At 68.7% G+C, this 15,498-nt stretch carries 14 protein-coding genes; 10 read left to right on the plus strand and 4 right to left on the minus strand.

What is annotated here, in order from left to right; all coding sequences use genetic code 11:
* The first annotated feature begins 33 nt into the window (after positions 1-33).
* Entirely contained in the window at positions 34-1,215 is a 1,182-nt protein-coding gene (locus H7J06_RS21195; protein ID WP_372515373.1) for an acyl-CoA dehydrogenase family protein, read from the plus strand.
* Between the two features lie 27 nt (positions 1,216-1,242).
* Here H7J06_RS21195 and H7J06_RS21200 read toward each other — a convergent pair whose 3' ends face one another.
* The 3 genes from H7J06_RS21200 to H7J06_RS21210 form a co-directional block, all read right to left on the minus strand.
* A complete protein-coding gene (locus H7J06_RS21200; RefSeq protein ID WP_264041073.1) occupies positions 1,243-2,607 on the minus strand; it encodes an HNH endonuclease signature motif containing protein in 1,365 nt (454 codons plus the stop codon).
* 166 nt (positions 2,608-2,773) lie between these two features.
* The gene (locus H7J06_RS21205; RefSeq protein ID WP_308205813.1) at positions 2,774-4,015 is read right to left on the minus strand and encodes an FAD-dependent monooxygenase; all 1,242 of its coding nucleotides are present in this window, start codon (positions 4,013-4,015) and stop codon (positions 2,774-2,776) included.
* On the minus strand, positions 4,012-4,929 hold the full coding sequence (locus H7J06_RS21210; RefSeq protein WP_264041074.1) for an NADP-dependent oxidoreductase: 918 nt from the start codon (positions 4,927-4,929) through the stop codon (positions 4,012-4,014). Before H7J06_RS21210 ends, H7J06_RS21205 begins: the two co-directional genes overlap by 4 nt.
* A 136-nt stretch (positions 4,930-5,065) precedes the next feature.
* On the opposite strand from H7J06_RS21210, the gene H7J06_RS21215 reads away from it, so the two are divergent.
* The 6 genes from H7J06_RS21215 to H7J06_RS21240 all read left to right on the plus strand — a co-directional run bounded on the left by H7J06_RS21215 (position 5,066) and on the right by H7J06_RS21240 (position 10,630).
* Positions 5,066-5,824, plus strand: a complete 759-nt coding sequence (locus H7J06_RS21215) for a siderophore-interacting protein (protein ID WP_264041148.1) — start codon at positions 5,066-5,068, stop codon at positions 5,822-5,824.
* A 3-nt stretch (positions 5,825-5,827) separates the two neighbouring features.
* Positions 5,828-6,871: a FecCD family ABC transporter permease gene (locus H7J06_RS21220; protein WP_264041076.1), complete on the plus strand. Its 1,044-nt coding sequence runs from the start codon at positions 5,828-5,830 to the stop codon at positions 6,869-6,871.
* Complete coding sequence (locus H7J06_RS21225) at positions 6,868-7,926, plus strand: FecCD family ABC transporter permease (protein WP_264041078.1); 1,059 nt, start codon at positions 6,868-6,870, stop codon at positions 7,924-7,926. The genes H7J06_RS21220 and H7J06_RS21225 overlap by 4 nt, the downstream gene beginning before the upstream one ends.
* 12 nt (positions 7,927-7,938) lie before the next feature.
* The gene (locus tag H7J06_RS21230) at positions 7,939-8,766 is read left to right on the plus strand and encodes an ABC transporter ATP-binding protein (protein WP_264041080.1); all 828 of its coding nucleotides are present in this window, start codon (positions 7,939-7,941) and stop codon (positions 8,764-8,766) included.
* Between the two features lie 119 nt (positions 8,767-8,885).
* Entirely contained in the window at positions 8,886-9,293 is a 408-nt protein-coding gene (gene panD / locus H7J06_RS21235; RefSeq protein WP_264041081.1) for an aspartate 1-decarboxylase, read from the plus strand.
* Complete coding sequence (locus H7J06_RS21240) at positions 9,293-10,630, plus strand: lysine N(6)-hydroxylase/L-ornithine N(5)-oxygenase family protein (RefSeq protein ID WP_264041082.1); 1,338 nt, start codon at positions 9,293-9,295, stop codon at positions 10,628-10,630. Before panD ends, H7J06_RS21240 begins: the two co-directional genes overlap by 1 nt.
* Here H7J06_RS21240 and H7J06_RS21245 read toward each other — a convergent pair.
* Positions 10,627-11,571 (minus strand): methionyl-tRNA formyltransferase, encoded by a 945-nt coding sequence (locus H7J06_RS21245; RefSeq protein ID WP_264041083.1) that lies wholly within the window; start codon positions 11,569-11,571, stop codon positions 10,627-10,629. The genes H7J06_RS21240 and H7J06_RS21245 overlap by 4 nt on opposite strands.
* 129 nt (positions 11,572-11,700) lie before the next feature.
* On the opposite strand from H7J06_RS21245, the gene H7J06_RS21250 reads away from it, so the two are divergent.
* From H7J06_RS21250 to H7J06_RS21260, 3 genes are all read left to right on the plus strand, one after another.
* Entirely contained in the window at positions 11,701-11,949 is a 249-nt protein-coding gene (locus H7J06_RS21250; protein ID WP_264041084.1) for an MbtH family protein, read from the plus strand.
* A 95-nt stretch (positions 11,950-12,044) separates the two neighbouring features.
* A complete protein-coding gene (locus H7J06_RS21255; RefSeq protein ID WP_264041085.1) occupies positions 12,045-13,685 on the plus strand; it encodes an ABC transporter ATP-binding protein in 1,641 nt (546 codons plus the stop codon).
* Between the two features lie 37 nt (positions 13,686-13,722).
* On the plus strand, positions 13,723-15,498 hold the full coding sequence (locus H7J06_RS21260; RefSeq protein ID WP_372515375.1) for an ABC transporter ATP-binding protein: 1,776 nt from the start codon (positions 13,723-13,725) through the stop codon (positions 15,496-15,498).

The following is a 15,498-nucleotide window of genomic DNA, read 5'->3' on the forward strand; positions in this document are numbered from 1 at the left end:
AACCATCCCCTCCGGCGGCGGTAGCGTGCCGACATGACGATGCAGATGCAGGTGGACGACCTGGTGGCGACGGCGCGCGGGCTGCGCGACCTGGTGCGAGGCGAGGCAGCCGAGTCGGAGCGCCTGCGCACCATGTCGGCCCCGGTCGTCGACGCCATGTGGGCGAGCGGTCTGATGACGGCGTTCAACCCGGTGCCGGCCGGCGGCGTCGAGCCCTCGTTCGCCGAGATGATCGAGACCTGGATCGAAATGGCTTGGCAGGACGGCTCGTTCGGGTGGACCGGGATCGCGAACTTGCCGTCGTCGTTTGCCGCGGCGTCGTACCTGCCCGACCGGGGCTTCGCGGAGGTGTTCACCGACCACGACAATCGCGTCACGATGGGCGGACAGTTCGCGCCCAACGGCCAGGGTGTCGTGGTCGACGGTGGCTACCGGCTGACCGGGTCGTGGAACTTCGGGTCGGGCACCGGGCATGCGGAGTACGTCGCCGCCGGCTTCCTCCCGATGGACGCCGGCGAGATGCGCTGGATCAGCGAGGGCATTCCAGAGCTGATGATCGCCGTGCTGCCACGCGCCGAGGTGACCTTCACCGACGGGTGGAACGTGCAGGGGCTCAAGGGAACCGGGTCCTACGACTACGAGGTGGCCGACGTCTTCGTGCCGGAACACCGGACGTTCCGGCTGTTCACCACGGTGCCGTTGCGCGGGACGTCCCCGGCCGGGCGGATGGGCATGATGCCGGTGACCGCAGCCGGCCACGCCGCGTGGGCGCTCGGCGTCGCCAAGAGCATGCTCGACGACGTCACGGAGTTGGCGGCCGCCAAGTACCGCATGAGCGACATGGCGTCGCTCGCGAGCCGGCCCACCTTTCAGAAGGACCTGGCGCATCACGTCGCCGCGTGGCGGGCCGCCCGCCTCCTGGTGCTCGACGCCTTCTCCACCGCCGAGACGGCGGTCGCCGCGGGGGAGGATCTGACCCCGACGCTGCGAGTCGACATGCGGGTCGCGGCCGTTTACGCGACCGACGTCGCACGGGAGTGTGCCCAGTGGGCACACCTGGCGGCGGGCACCAGTTCGATCCGCGAGGGCAGCAGGCTCGAGCGGGCGTTCCGCGACGTCTACACCGGAACCCAGCACGCATTCATCAGCGAGAAGGTCGCGATCGACTCGGCGCAGGTGTGGCTGGGCATCATCGACGACCACTTCTCGCTGTAGAGCCGAGCGCTTTTGGGCACCACGGGGTTACGCCGCGCTCTCGTCGTCCCCCGGGCCGAGGAGTCGTTCGGGGTGGTGGAGGTAGTTGATTCGGGCTTGGCCGACGTCGAGTTGCGGGGGTGGGATCCACTCCACCGCGCCGTCTCTGAGTTGGACGGTCCAGCCGTGTTCGGCGAGTCGGTTGTCCGGGCCGCAGGCCAGGACCACGTCGTCGACGTTGGTGTGGCCGTTCTTGGCCCACCCGGTCGTGTGGTGCACCTGAGCCCCGTACCCAGGCACCGTGCAGCCGGGTTTGGTGCACCCACGGTCCCGCGCATGCAGCACGATCCGTTGGGCGGCTGAGGCAAGGCGTTTGGTCCGGCCGAGGTAGAGGGCTTCGTTCGTATGTTTGTCGAACACCGCCAAGTAGTGGTGGGCGTGGGCGGCCATCCGAATCAGGTCGGCCATCGGCAACAGGGACCCACCACCGGTGACACCACTGCCGCGGGCGGCTTCCAGGTCCTGCAGGGTGGTGGTCACGATCACCGTGACGGGCAACCCGTTGTGCTGGCCGAGTTCCCCGGAGGACAGGACAGACCGGCCGATGGCGATGAGCGCGTCGTGGTTGCGTTGCCCGACGCTGCGGCCATCGGCGTCGATCTGCTCCTGTGACGGTGTGCCCGAGATTCGGGGTTCACGGTCGTCGGGGTTGCACATGCCGGGTGCGGCGTACTTCGCGAGGATCGGTTCGATCACCGCGCGGGCTTCGGGGTCGAGCAGTCCGGTGATGCGGCTCATCCCGTCGGCTTGCTGTGGACCGATCGTCACCGATCGTTTCCGCGCCCGGTCCCGGTCGTCGGGTTCGGGTCCGTCCTGGTCGATCGCGGCGGCCAGCTTGTCGGCGACCTTCTTCACCTCCTCAGGCCCGGTGCCGGACCCGACGACCACCAAGGTCTTCTCCGAGAGCTCCCGAACCTCGGGGTCCACCCACGTCGGCAGCTTGCCCAGAAACGACCGGATCTCTATGACGTGCTCGGGTCCGATCGCGCCCTCTTGCTGTGCGGTGGCGGTGGGGGCCAGCTTCGGGTTCAGCGGCTGCCCGTTGAACGCCGTCCGCGGCCCGAGATCCTCGGCCTCGGACAGCCGGCGGCGGACCTCCTTGCCCGAGATCCGCAACCGCTGCGTCAGCACCGACCCCAACGACTTCGCGCCCAACTCGACCGGGGAGGCTTCGCGTTGCAGGCGGGCGATCACCCGATGCCCCACCGTCGGCAGCTGCCAGGTCGTGGTTTCCAGTTCACCCAGCAACTCCACCAACTCGAGGTGGGTGAACTGGTCACAGTCGAGGTCGGCGAGTTCGGCGACGGCGGACACCAGCGACCCCACAGCTGCGACCACCCGATCCGAACTCATACCCGAACACTAGTACCAGCCACCGACAAAACAGTCACCCTGAAACGGATGTGACACAAGGGTTTTCACGCCTCTGTGAGCGTGCGCAAAGTGGGATCTTCGCTCGGGGTGTCGGGTGCAGACACGCACGCTCGCGCTGTGAGCAGACACGCTCGGGCGTAGTGGGTCAGGTCGGCTGGTAGTCCGGCAACACGGGGGCACGGTCCGGCGACGACGCCGTCAGCCGCGACGTCAGCGCCCGAGCGGGCGCACTGGCGGCGACTCTCACGGCGGTGCGGAACACGCCAACGCCAAGTCGGCTGGTCGGGTTGGCGATCCTCGGCACCCCCGGCGGCAGCTTCTGCGCTTCGTCGACGAACGGCCGCATGTGGCGCTCGTAGGACGCGAAGGCCTCGGCGTGGTCATCCGTGGCGCCGAGTGCTCCCGCCAGAAGGTAGGCACCGGCGAGGGCAAGGCTGGTGCCCATCCCGCTGACCGGGGTGGCGCAGTAGGCGGCGTCGCCCACCACCGCCACCCGACCCGCGGACCACGACGGCAGTCGCACCTGGGCGATCCTGTCGAGATACAAGCTCGACGGATCGTCGGAGAGGGCGTCCAGGACGCGCGGTGCCGCGTAGCCGACGTCGGCGAACACCTCCCGCAGCGCCAGGACTTGATCCTCGCGGCTCTGATAGTCCAAACCCGTTGGGCGACTGAAGAAGTTGAGGGACGCACGGGTGGACCCGACGTTGTCGGGCCGCAGCTGAACCGAGCGGCCCCCGGTCGTGGTGTACCACCGCCACCACTGGTCGTCGTCGGTGATCTTGGGGACGGTGCAGTAGGCGGTGTAGAAACCGAGGTCGCGGTAGTCCGGCTCGGCACCGAAGACGGCATTGCGGGTCGTCGAGCGGATGCCCTCGGCCACGATCAGGAGGTCGAAGCGGCGGGTGTTGGCCCCGGCGAAGGTGACGTCGAAACCACTCTCGTCCTGCGCGACCGACACGATGCGCTCACCGAACAGGAACTCCAGCTCGCCGGCCTCGTCGACGAGCAGCCGCGACAGCTGGCTGCGCAGGATCTCCAGCTCGGCCGTCGGGCCGTCGCCGGTGGCGGAGTCGCCGACGGGAAACTCGCCCAGCGACCGGCCGTGGTCGTCGATGAAGCGCAATCCGACCTCGCCGGTGCCCGAGGCGCGCACCCGGTCCTCAAGGCCCATGCGGCGCAGAACTTCTCGGCCGATGCCGCGAACGTCGACGTTCTGGCCGCTGTCGCGCAGCTCCGGTGCGCGTTCGACGATCGTCGGCGAGAAGTCGTACCGCTTGAGCCAGTAGGCAAGAACCGGTCCTGCGATGCCAGCTCCGCTGATCAGAACGGTCCGTGTGGTGATGAAGGCTCCTGGGTCAGGGGTAGGTGAGGTCGGTCTGGTCAGCTGACCGCGATGACCACTTTGCCTCGGGCGTGGCCGATCTCGACCGCGGCGACCGCGTCGGCGGCCTCGTCGAGTGGCCGCACGTCCTCGACGTGCGGGTCGAGCTTGCCGTCGGCGACGAGCCCGGCGACGATCTCGAGGACACGGCTGGTGCGGTCTCGTTCGATCGGGTGACCGCCGAGTTCGCCGACGGAGAAGTCGCCTGCGCTGATGAGTTTCGTTCTGTCCGAGACGAGTTCGGCCACGGCTCGCAGCGCGTCGCCGCCGGCCAGGTCGAAGATGCCGTCGACGCCGTCGGGCAGGATCTGCCGGATCCGGTCGGCGACGCCGTCACCCGACGGCACCAGGGTGGCGCCAAGGGTTTCCACCATGGCGCGCTTGTCCTCGCTACCGGTGCCGATCACGTTGAGACCGAGATCCCGGGCGATCTGGGCGGCTGCCACCCCGACGCCCCCGCCGACGCCGTTGATGAGCAGCGTCTGGCCCTCCTTCAGGCCGAGTTGCGTCACGCCGTCGTAGGCGGTGGCTGCGGCGACGGGCAGGGTCGCGGCGTCGTTGAAGGACACCTGCGGCGGTTTGCGTGCCGCGGCGCCGGCGGTCACCAGGGTGTACTCGGCGAAGGCTCCCGAGCCGGGTGCGACGCTACCGAAGACCTCGTCGTTCTCGGCAAAGCCGTCGACGTCCTTGCCGACCCCGCGCACCACACCGGAGACCTCGCTGCCCAGAACCGCGGGCAGGTCGCCCTCGCTCGCATTGCCGAACATACCGGAGCGGATCTTCCAGTCGACGGGGTTGACTCCAGCGGCTCGCACTTCGACCAGCAACTCGCCCGGCATCGGCGTGGGCACGTCGACGTCGAGGAATTCTTGGACCTCGGGTCCACCATTGCTGCGGTATCCAAATGCTTTGACCATTGACGGGGCGTACCCGAACACGGTGGTGCGGTAAACCGCAGGAGCAGGTCGCGAGCCCGCCGCTGATTAGGTTAGCCTGCACTACGTGGATGTGGTGGAGGCTTTCGTCGCCGAGGTGGTCGACGCCGGACCGCGGATGCGGCGCGTGGTCGTCGATGTTCCGCGGTTGGCCCAGCTGAACCTGCCCGGAGCGGGTGACGAGGCCGTCGGTGTCTACGTTCCCGACGACCAGGAGGGGCGCAACTACACCGTCCGCCACCGCGGTCCGGGTGGGAACCAGCTGACGTTGGACTTCGTCTTGCACGAGCGCGGCCTCGCCAGCGGCTGGGCGCGGCGTGCGACGGTCGGCGACCGCTTGGTGCTGGACCATGCCCGCAGCTGGTACCGGCCCGAGGCCACCAGCGCCTGGCAGCTGCTGATCGCGGATCTGTCGGGACTGCCCGCCCTGGCCCGCATCCTCGACGAGCTGCCCGACGGCACCCACGCCTCGGTCATCGTCGAGGTCGCCGACGACTCAGACCTCGCCTACGTGGCGGTACCGCCGGGCGTCCCGGTGGTCACGACGATTGGCACTGGCAACGGTTACGCCGCAAGCCGTCTCACCGAGCTGGTACGCGAGCACGTTCACGCCGACGGGCGTGGTTACTGCTGGTTCGCCGGGGAGGCACAGACCACCCGCGAGGTACGCAAGCATCTGCGTGCCGACCACGGCTGGAGTGCCGATCAATACGACATCGTCGGCTACTGGCGGTTCGACTCCGAGACCTGGGACCGCAAGTTCGAGGAGGTGAGCGACGAGATGGTCGCCGTCTACGAGAAGGCCCTCGCCGACGGCAAGGGCGACAAGATCGCCGCCGAGGAGTTCGACCTCGCCCTCGAGAGCGTCGGGCTCTAGCCGTTGGCCGTCGCCGCGCTCGACCCCGCAACCGGCACCGACCGTGCGACGCGCGGCCGGCGCCACGCGCTCGGCCTGGTCGCCGCTGCCGCCGTACTGGCGCTGACGTGTCTGCTGAGTCTGGCGATCGGCACCGAGAACGTCGGGCTGGCCACGGTATGGCACGCCGTCGTCGACTACTCCGACACCGGCAACCAATGGATCGTGCACGAGCTGCGCATCCCCCGCACGCTGCTGGGCATCGTCGTCGGAGTCGCGCTCGGCCTGAGCGGTGCGCTGATCCAGGGAGTGACCCGAAACCCGTTGGCCGACGCGCAGATTCTGGGCATCAACTCCGGTGCGGGTCTGTTCGTCGTCGCGGCGATCGCCTTCCTGGGGCTCCGATCCGTCTGGTCGTACGTGTGGTTCGCGTTCGTCGGAGCCTTCGTCGCGATGGCGTTGGTGTACCTGATCGGCATGACCGGGCGCGCCGTCGCCACCCCGGTGCGGATGCTGCTCGCCGGCGTCGCCGCGGGCGCGGTGATGGAGGGCATCTCCTACGGCATCCGACTGCGCAACCCGCGGGCGTTCGACTCGATGCGGTACTGGGACGCCGGCGCCCTGGACGGCCACACGTTGGCCGTGGTCGGCGTGATCACCCCGTTCATCGTGCTCGGGACGGCGATGTGCCTCTACGTCAGTCGCGGCCTGAACGCGGTTGCCCTCGGTGACGAGTTGGCCGTTGCGATGGGCGGCAACGTCGTTCGTACCCGGGTGGTCGGCCTGCTGGCCGTCACGCTGCTGGCCGGCGCCGCCACCGCGGGTGCCGGACCCATCGGGTTCGTGGGGCTGATGGTGCCGCACGCGGTGCGGTGGTTCACCGGTCCCGACTGGCGGTGGATCTGTGCCTACACCGTGTTCGTGGCGCCCGCGTTGTTGCTCGCCGCGGACGTCGTCGGCCGGGTGGTCGTGACACCCGGAGAGCTGCCGGCCGGAATCGTCACGGCCTTCGTCGGCGCGCCGGTCCTGATTTGGCTGGTGCGCCGCAGGGACGTGGCGGCGCTGTGAGCCCCCTCGACACCGTCGACTTCGGCCACCGGCAGTTGATCGTCCGTCGCGAGCCGGGCCTTGCGCTGCGGGCCGCGTGGCGCAGCGTGGCGGTGCTGGCGGTCCTCGGGGTGGCATGCCTGGTGATGGCCGTGCTGGCGCTTGGGGTCGGGCAGTATCCCGTGCCGCCCGGGCAGGTGCTCGCCATCCTGCTCGGCCAGGACACGTCGTTTGCGAGCGTGCTGGTGCTCGAATGGCGGATGCCGCGAATCCTGTTGGCGTTGTTGATCGGTGCGGCCCTGGGCGTCTCGGGGGCGATCTTTCAGGCGCTGACCCGCAACCCACTGGGGAGCCCGGACGTGATCGGGTTCGACTTCGGCGCGTACACGGGTGCGCTGATCGCCATCGCGGTGCTCGGCGGTGGGTACTACACGACGTCGACCAGCGCGGTGGTCGGCGGCCTCCTCACGGCCGTCGTCGTCTACGTGCTGTCGTACAAGAACGGGCTGGCCGGCTTCCGGCTGATCATCGTCGGGATCGCCGTCAGCGCGGTGCTCAGCTCCGTCTGCCAGTGGATCATCCTGAAGATCCGGCTCCACCAGGCAATCACGGCGTCGGTCTGGCAGCAGGGCTCGCTCAACGGCCTGGAGTGGGCCCAAGTGTTTCCCGTCCTGGGCGGTCTGGTGGTCGCCATCGCCATGCTGATGGTCGTGGGACCCCAGCTGCCGATTCTGCAGATGGGCGACGACGCGGCCGGCGCCCTCGGCGTCCGTCCCGGCCGGGTGCGCCTGGCCTACTTCGGCATTGGCGTTCTGCTGATCGCGGTGGCCGCGGCCGCGGCGGGACCGATATCGTTCGTGGCCCTGGCGGCCCCGCAGCTGGCGCGTCGCCTCACCGGCGCCCCTGGCGTCGGGCTCACGTCGGCCGCGGCGATGGGTGCCTTCCTGCTGTTGGGTAGCGACCTGATCGCCTTGAAGATCTTCGCGCCCGCCGAGCTGCCGGTGGGCGCGGTGACGGTGACCCTCGGTGGGCTGTATCTCGTCTACCTGCTCGTCGTCCAGGCTCGTCGTCGATAGGAAGGGCGAGGAATGACCCATGAAGTGCGGCTGGGTGCCCGCGAGCTGTCCCTGGGCTACGGCGGGTCGGCGATCGTCGACGGTCTGACCGTCGACGTCGCCGCCGGGGCGGTGACCGCGATCGTCGGTCCGAACGCGTGCGGCAAGTCGACCCTGCTGCGTGGGCTCGCCCGATTGATGAGTCCCTCAGCGGGACAGGTCATTCTCGACGGATCCGACATCACCCGGCTCCGCACGAAGGACGTCGCCAGGAAGCTGGGGTTGTTGCCGCAGTCGTCGATCGCCCCGGAGGGCATCACGGTGGCCGACCTGGTCACCCGGGGGCGCTTCCCCCACCAGACGATGCTGCGGCAGTTCACCCGCGACGACCAGCGGGCCGTCGCCGACGCCATGGCGGCAACGGGGGTCACCGCGATCGCCGGGCGCCCCGTCGACCAACTGTCGGGCGGTCAGCGCCAACGGGTATGGATCGCAATGGTGCTGGCCCAGCAGACGCCGCTCATCCTGCTCGACGAGCCCACCACGTTCCTCGACATCGCCCACCAGATCGAGCTGCTCGACCTCTTCGCCGAGCTGAACGCCGAACAAGGCCGCACCATCGTCGCGGTGCTACACGACCTGAATCACGCCTGCCGGTTCGCCGACCAGATCATCGCGATGAAGGCTGGATCGATTGTCGCCCAGGGTAACCCGGCAGAGGTCATCACCGCCCCACTGGTCGAGGAGGTGTACGGGTTGAAGTGTCAGGTGATCGACGACCCGGAGACGGGCACCCCGCTGGTGGTGCCGCGAGCATCGGCGCGAATGCGCGCCAGGAGGCAGGACCCCACCCGCCGCTGACCACCCGGGACGGAAGTGGACCTGAGTCTGTGAACCTTCTAAGGTTAGGGTAACCTCTCTAACGACCGACTGTCGATGCGTCGGTTGCCACGGACGTCAACAACGCTGGAGGGCAAGCAATGCTCCGAACCATGCTGGGGGGCAAGGTGCATCGCGCCACCGTCACCCAGGCGGACCTGCACTACGTAGGGTCGATCACCATTGACCAGGACCTCATGCGAGCCGCGGACATTCTGGAGGGTGAACAGGTCGACGTCGTCGACGTCACCAACGGGGCCCGGATCACCACGTACGCGATCACCGGTGCGGCCGGCTCCGGAGTCGTCGGAATCAACGGTGCCGCAGCTCATTTGATCAACCCCGGTGATCTCGTCATCATCATGTCGTTCCAACAGCTCGACGAAGGCGAGGTGTCGCGCCACGCGCCACGCGTCGTCCACGTCGACGAGGGCAACCGGATCGTCGCCGTCGGCGTCGACCCGGCCCAGCCCGTCCCAGGGTCGGTCGACCAACTGGCGAGCCGGTGATGACGTTGACCATGAACGGCAACCACCGACCACGCACCGACGACGACGTCCTCGGGGTCGTCGGCGTTGGGTTCGGACCCTCGAACCTCGGCTTGGCGATCGCCATCGAGGAGCACAACGAATCGCGCGAGCACGGGCCGGCGATCACCGCCGAGTTCGTGGAGTCGAAGGCGGAATTCGGTTGGCACACCGGCATGTTGATCCCGGGCACGACGATGCAGATCTCGTTCCTCAAGGATCTGGCAAGTCAGCGCAACGTGCGAAGCCGCTACACGTTCCTCAGCTACCTGACCGAGCGTGGGCGGCTCAACGAGTTCATCAACCACCAGACGTTCTTTCCCACGCGGCTGGAGTTCCACGACTACCTGGAGTGGGCGGCGGCGAGAGTGTCGGCCACGGTGCACTACGGCACCCGGGCGGTGGCCGTCCGCGACGAGGGTGACTGCCTGGCCGTCGACGTCGACGGTGCGACGGGTGGAACGCTGCGCGCCCGTGCCGTCGTGCTCGCCGGCGGGCTGCGGCCCCAGCTTCCCGGCGGGGTCACCGAGACGCCGCGCCAGTTCCACAACCACGAGGTGCTCGACAAGCTGCAGACGCTGCCTTCGATCACGCATCGGAGATTCGTGGTGGTGGGGGCGGGGCAGAGCGCCGCCGAGGTCACCGACTACCTGCACACCACGTACCCGGACGCCGAGGTACATGGCGTGTTCGCGAAGTACGGGTACAGCCCGGCCGACGACAGTCCCTATGCCAACCGGGTTTTCGATCCGGCCGCGGTCGACGACTTCTACACCGCCGAACCGACGGTGCGCCAGCGGCTGCTGGACTATCACCGCGCCACCAACTACTCGTGCGTCGACCTGCCGCTGATCGAGGCACTCTACGCGCGGGAGTACGCCGAACGGGTGGCCGGCAACCGCAGGTTGTACTTCCACGGCGCCTCGGGCATCCAGTCGGCAACCGAGGACGAGGGCGGAGTCCGCGTCGTCGTCGAGCATCATCCGACGAAGGCGGTCGAGACGCTCGACTGCGACGCGGTGGTCTACGCCACCGGCTTCGCGCCGATGTCGCTGCCCGACATCCTCGGCGACCTGTGCGACCCGAAGGTGTTCTCGGCAGACGGGCCCGAGGTGGCGCGTGACTATCGGTTGCGGACGGCGCGCGACGTGCCGGGGGCGATCTATCTGCAGGGCGGTACCGAGCACACCCACGGCCTCAGCTCGTCGCTGATCTCGAACATTGCCGTGCGGTGCGGCGAGATCGTCGAATCCATCGCCAACGACCCGGTTTTCGGTCCGTCTCGCCGCCGCACCGTCGGCACTGCCTCGGCGGGTTAGGGCTGATCGGTCAGATAACCGCCACCGCGTCCGAAGAATTCCAGCGCGGGTAGCTCGGTGCCGTCGTCGAGGCGAACCACCTCGACGACGAGCCCGGGCGCGTCGCCACGATGGGAGTGCGGGCCCGCCACGATGACCATCCCGTCACCCTCGGCGATGAACACCCGGCCCGGGGTGCCCCCGTAGCGGCAGCGCGACACCGAGGCCCGCAGGATGCGGATCCGCTGGCCCCGCCAATACGTGACGGCGTTCGGATAGGGATCGGAGAGTGCGCGGACGAAGCGGTCCAAATCCTCTGCAGGCCAACGCCAGTCGACGATGCTGTCCCGGGCGGACCGCTTGTGGAAGAAGGTGCGTTCGTCGAGATTCTGGGGCGTCCAGGTCGCGGTGCCCTGCTCGATGAGGTCCAGCGATTCGATCAACACGTCAGGGATGAGGTCGATGGTCGCGCGTACCAGCGAGGTTCCCGTGTCGGTCGGTCCGATCGGAATGGACCGCTGCAGCACGACGTCGCCGGTGTCGAGTTCGTCGTCCATGCGATGGGCCGTCAGCCCGACTTCGGTTGCGCCACTGATCATCGCCCAGATGACGGGGGAGAAGCCGGTGAACTTCGGCAGCAGCGAGTCGTGCAGGTTGAGGGTGCCGTGCGGCGGCAGGTCGAACAACTCCCGCGGCAACCAAGTCCGCCAGTTGTTGGCGACGATGATGTCGGGCTCGGCGGCCCTCACGCGTTCGATCAGCTCGGCGTCGGGCCGCTGCGCAAGATGAACCGGGATGCCGTGGTCACGTGCCAGTTCCTCGACGGAATCCGACCAAATCGACTCGTACGGCTGGTCACTCGGCGGATGCGTGACCGCCAGAACCACGTCGTGATCCGACTTGACGAGTGCCTCCAAGGTCTTGTGACCCCAGGTTTGGTATCCGAACGTTGCTACCCGCATGATCCACCTCCCATGTGTACCTAGATTTGGCTAGCCTAACCTTTGATAGGGTTGCGTGGTTCCGGTGGGCGCGCCAAGGGTGCGCCAGGGGCCATGACGGCACCCCCAGGTCATTATTGAGGAGAGCACATGTCGGGCAACCCATTTGACGACGAGACGGCCAGCTTCTACGTGCTCGTCAACGGCGAGGAGCAGCACTCGCTGTGGCCCACGTTCAAGCAGGTTCCCGGTGGCTGGACCATCGTCTTCGGCGCCGAGGGCGGGTCGAGCAGGCAGGAGTGCCTCGACTACGTCGACGAGAACTGGACCGACATGCGTCCGAAGAGCCTCCGGGAGCGGATGGCGGCTGCCTCACCAGGAGCTGACTCGACATCGTAGCCACGACCACGGATTCGCCGACGACGAGCGAGGAAACGCGTACGGGCAACGCGGTCCTGCGGCGAACCGTCACCCGAAATGCCCGGCTGCTCACCGTGGGATCGCTCCTGATCTGCGGTCACCAGCTGTGCGAGGCCATGGTCCCCGTGATGATCGGCGTCGTCATCGGCCGCGCCGTCGAGACCGGTGACGTCGGCCAGCTGGTCGTGTGGGTCGCGGCACTCGCGGCCCTGTTCCTCCTGCTGACCCTCTGCTATCAGAGCGGCGCCAGGTATCTGATGCGCGCCATCGCGACCGAAGGACACCAGCTCCGGGTCGACCTCTCGTCGCGGATCCTGCATCCCTTCCGGCTGCGTACTCCGCTGCGCAGCGGCGAATTGCTGTCCATCGCAGGCACGGACGCCGACGAGACGTCCTATCTGCTGGACTACGTTCCGCGCATCGCGGGGTCGGTCACCGCCATCGTGGTGTGCGCGGGGGTGCTGCTGTCCGTCGACGTGCCGTTGGGCCTGGTGGTGCTGATCGGGACCCCGGTGATCCTGTACCTGCTGCACTTCGGCGGCCCGGTGATCACCAGGCGCGTCGCAGACCAACAGGAACTGGCGGGCAAGGCGACGGCGATGTCGGCCGACCTGGTCGCCGGACTGCGGCCCCTGCGCGGCATCGGTGCCGAGGACGCTGCCACGCACCGCTATCGCGCGGTCAGCCAGGAGGCGTTGGCCGCCACCCTTCTGGCGACCCGTTCCCAAAGTGTCTACATCGGCGTCTCCACGGCGATGAGCTCGCTGCTGGCCGTCGGGATCGCGGTCACCGCAGGCTGGTTCGCGTTGCGCGCACAGATCTCGATCGGTGAACTGGTCACCGTGATCGGCCTGGCCCAGTTCCTGCTGGAGCCGTTCAAGACCATGGCCGACGTACCCAGCTGGGTCGCCGAAGCCCGTGCCTCCGCAGTGCGCGTCGGCTGGGTCGAGGACGCGCCGGTCGCGTTGTCACCGGGGACGGCCCAGCTCGACGCGGGCCCGCACGCACTGGAGTTGCGCGACGTCCGGCACGGGTCGCTCAAGGGCGCCACGCTGTCGGTCGAGCCCGGCGCGATGGTGGGCCTCGTCGCCGTTCGGTCCGCCGACGCCGACGCCCTCGTCAAAGTGCTGTCCGGACAACTGGTTCCGGGGGAGTACGGCGGAGAGGTGCGGGTCGGCGGGGTGAAGCTGGAGGATCTCGACCTCGCGGAATCGCACCGAGCGCTTCTGGTCGAGCCACACAAGACCGATCTCTTCACCGGGTCGCTGCGGTCGAACCTGCTCACCGGGGGCGAGGTGGCCGACGGTAATCAGTTGGACGCCGCGCTGCGGTCGTCGTGCGCGGTCGACGTCGTCGAGGTGCACGGTGGTGGCCTCGACCACGGCGTCACCGAACGCGGGGCCAGCCTCTCGGGCGGGCAGCGGCAACGGCTCACGCTCGCGCGCGCCCTGCTGCGCCGGGCCCCCGTCCTCGTCCTGCACGAGCCGACGACCGCGGTGGACGCCGTCACCGAAAGCGCCGTGGCCCAGGGCATCACGGAGCTGCGGCACGGACCCCGGGCGGGGAACTTCACGACGTTGATCGTGACCTGCAGTCCGGCGTTGCTCGCGTCGACCGACCGGGTGGTGTTCCTCGACGGGGGTCGGGTGGTGGCTTCGGGGTCGCATGCCGAGCTGATGCGGCGCGAGGACTATCAATCGGCGGTGTTGCGATGAGCGCTTGCGCGAAGAACCGAGGGTTGCGATGACGACGATGATCGCCGAGGGCGACATCCTGCCGGTGGCGACCGGTCGCGAGACGTGGACGTGGTTGCGCCGAGAGTTGCGCAGCCGTGCCGGATCCGGACTGCTGACGGTGCTCATGGGGCTGATCGCCGCCGCGACCGCGGTGCTGCCCGTCTACGTGCTCGGTGTCCTCGTCGACCGCATCGTCGACGGCTCCCCGCCGTCGGTGATCGTCGTGATCGCCGTCGTCGTCACCACCGCCGCGGTGGTCGGCGGGCTGGCGAGCGGGCTGTCGAACTACTTCATCGGCCGGCTCGGCGCCATCGCGCTGGCAGACCTGCGCGAGGCCGGGGTCGAGCGGGCGCTGTCGCTGCCGACGGCGACGGTGGAACGGGTCGGGCGTGGGGACGTGCTCTCCCGCGTCAGCACCGACGTCGCGACGATCGGCAAGGCGGTGAGCGACGTCATCCCGACGATGTTCTCGTCGATCCTGTTGGCCGTGCTCTCGCTGGCGGCGATGGTGGGCCTGGACTGGCGGCTCGGACTCGCCGGCGCGATCGCGCTGCCGCTCTACGTCTTCGCGCTGCGCTGGTACCTGCCACGCTCGGCGCCCCGCTACGCCGAGGAGCGGCGAGCCATTGCCGAACGCTCACAGGTGTTGATGGAGAGCATGATTGGCTCGGCGACCGTACACGCCTACGACTTGCACGCCGAGCACCAGAGCGCGATTCAGGTCGCCTCCGCCCGCGTCCGGGACATCTCGCTTACGGTGTTCACCCTCTTCACGCGGTTCGTCGGCCGCATCAACCGCGCCGAGTTCATCGGGCTGGCCGTCATCTTGGTGACGGGGTTCTGGCTGGTGAAGACCGGCGAAGGCACAGTCGGTCAGACGACGGCCGCGGCGCTGCTCTTCCATCGCCTGTTCAGCCCGATCAGCGAGCTGCTCTTCACCTTCGACGAGGCCCAGGACGCCGGCGCGAGCCTGGCCCGCCTGGTCGGGTTGGTGACCATGCCCGACGCGGCTGGCCGGCGAACGGCCGCACCGGATTCCGAGCCGCGGGACGCGTCTCTGGACCTCGAGGATCTGCACTTCAGCTACGACGGTGACCACACCGTCGTGCAGGGTGTCAGCATCCGGCTCGAGCCGGGCCAGCGAGTGGCGCTGGTCGGGTCGACGGGCGCCGGAAAGTCCACGGTGGCCGGAATCGCCGCGGGGGCACTGACACCTCAGCGGGGCGTCGTGCGCATCGGTGGCGTCGACGTGTCCAGCCTGACCGCCGAACAGCGCCGCAGACACATTGCGATCGTCAGCCAGGAGGTGCACGTCTTCGCGGGGACGCTCGTCGACGACCTGCGACTGGCCAAGGCGGATGCCACCGAGGACCAGGTGCGTGACGCGCTGCGCGCGGTCGGCGCCGACGAGTGGGTCGCAGGACTCGACGACGGGCTCGACACGGTCGTCGGCGAGGGCGGTCACGAGGTGACGTCGGCTCAGGCGCAACAACTTGCGCTGGCACGCCTGATGCTCGCCGACCCCACCGTCGCGGTCCTCGACGAAGCCACCGCCGAGGCCGGGAGTCAGGGAGCCCGGGAGCTGGAGCGCGCGGCGGCCGCGGTGACCGCGGGCCGCACGACACTGATCATCGCGCACCGACTCACCCAGGCCGCATCGGCCGACCGGGTGATCGTGATGGCCCACGGCAGGGTCGTCGAAGAGGGAAGCCACCATGACCTGGTCGCGGCGGGTGGGCGTTACGCCCAGCTCTGGCGCGCCTGGGCAGCAGACCATTCTCGCGGGGAGTAG

Origin of the sequence: Mycolicibacterium hodleri, assembly GCF_025822245.1 — a bacterium.
Lineage (GTDB): Bacteria > Actinomycetota > Actinomycetes > Mycobacteriales > Mycobacteriaceae > Mycobacterium > Mycobacterium hodleri.

What these genes read in the sequence shown, in the direction of transcription:
- H7J06_RS21195 (WP_372515373.1), top strand. Translation starts at nt 34, where the DNA reads ATGACGATGCAGATGCAGGTGGACGACCTGGTGGCGACGGCGCGCGGG.
- H7J06_RS21200 (WP_264041073.1), bottom strand. Translation starts at nt 2,607, where the DNA reads ATGAGTTCGGATCGGGTGGTCGCAGCTGTGGGGTCGCTGGTGTCCGCC.
- H7J06_RS21210 (WP_264041074.1), bottom strand. Translation starts at nt 4,929, where the DNA reads ATGGTCAAAGCATTTGGATACCGCAGCAATGGTGGACCCGAGGTCCAA.
- H7J06_RS21215 (WP_264041148.1), top strand. Translation starts at nt 5,066, where the DNA reads ATGCGGCGCGTGGTCGTCGATGTTCCGCGGTTGGCCCAGCTGAACCTG.
- H7J06_RS21230 (WP_264041080.1), top strand. Translation starts at nt 7,939, where the DNA reads ATGACCCATGAAGTGCGGCTGGGTGCCCGCGAGCTGTCCCTGGGCTAC.
- panD (WP_264041081.1), top strand. Translation starts at nt 8,886, where the DNA reads ATGCTCCGAACCATGCTGGGGGGCAAGGTGCATCGCGCCACCGTCACC.
- H7J06_RS21240 (WP_264041082.1), top strand. Translation starts at nt 9,293, where the DNA reads ATGACGTTGACCATGAACGGCAACCACCGACCACGCACCGACGACGAC.
- H7J06_RS21245 (WP_264041083.1), bottom strand. Translation starts at nt 11,571, where the DNA reads ATGCGGGTAGCAACGTTCGGATACCAAACCTGGGGTCACAAGACCTTG.
- H7J06_RS21250 (WP_264041084.1), top strand. Translation starts at nt 11,701, where the DNA reads ATGTCGGGCAACCCATTTGACGACGAGACGGCCAGCTTCTACGTGCTC.
- H7J06_RS21260 (WP_372515375.1), top strand. Translation starts at nt 13,723, where the DNA reads ATGATCGCCGAGGGCGACATCCTGCCGGTGGCGACCGGTCGCGAGACG.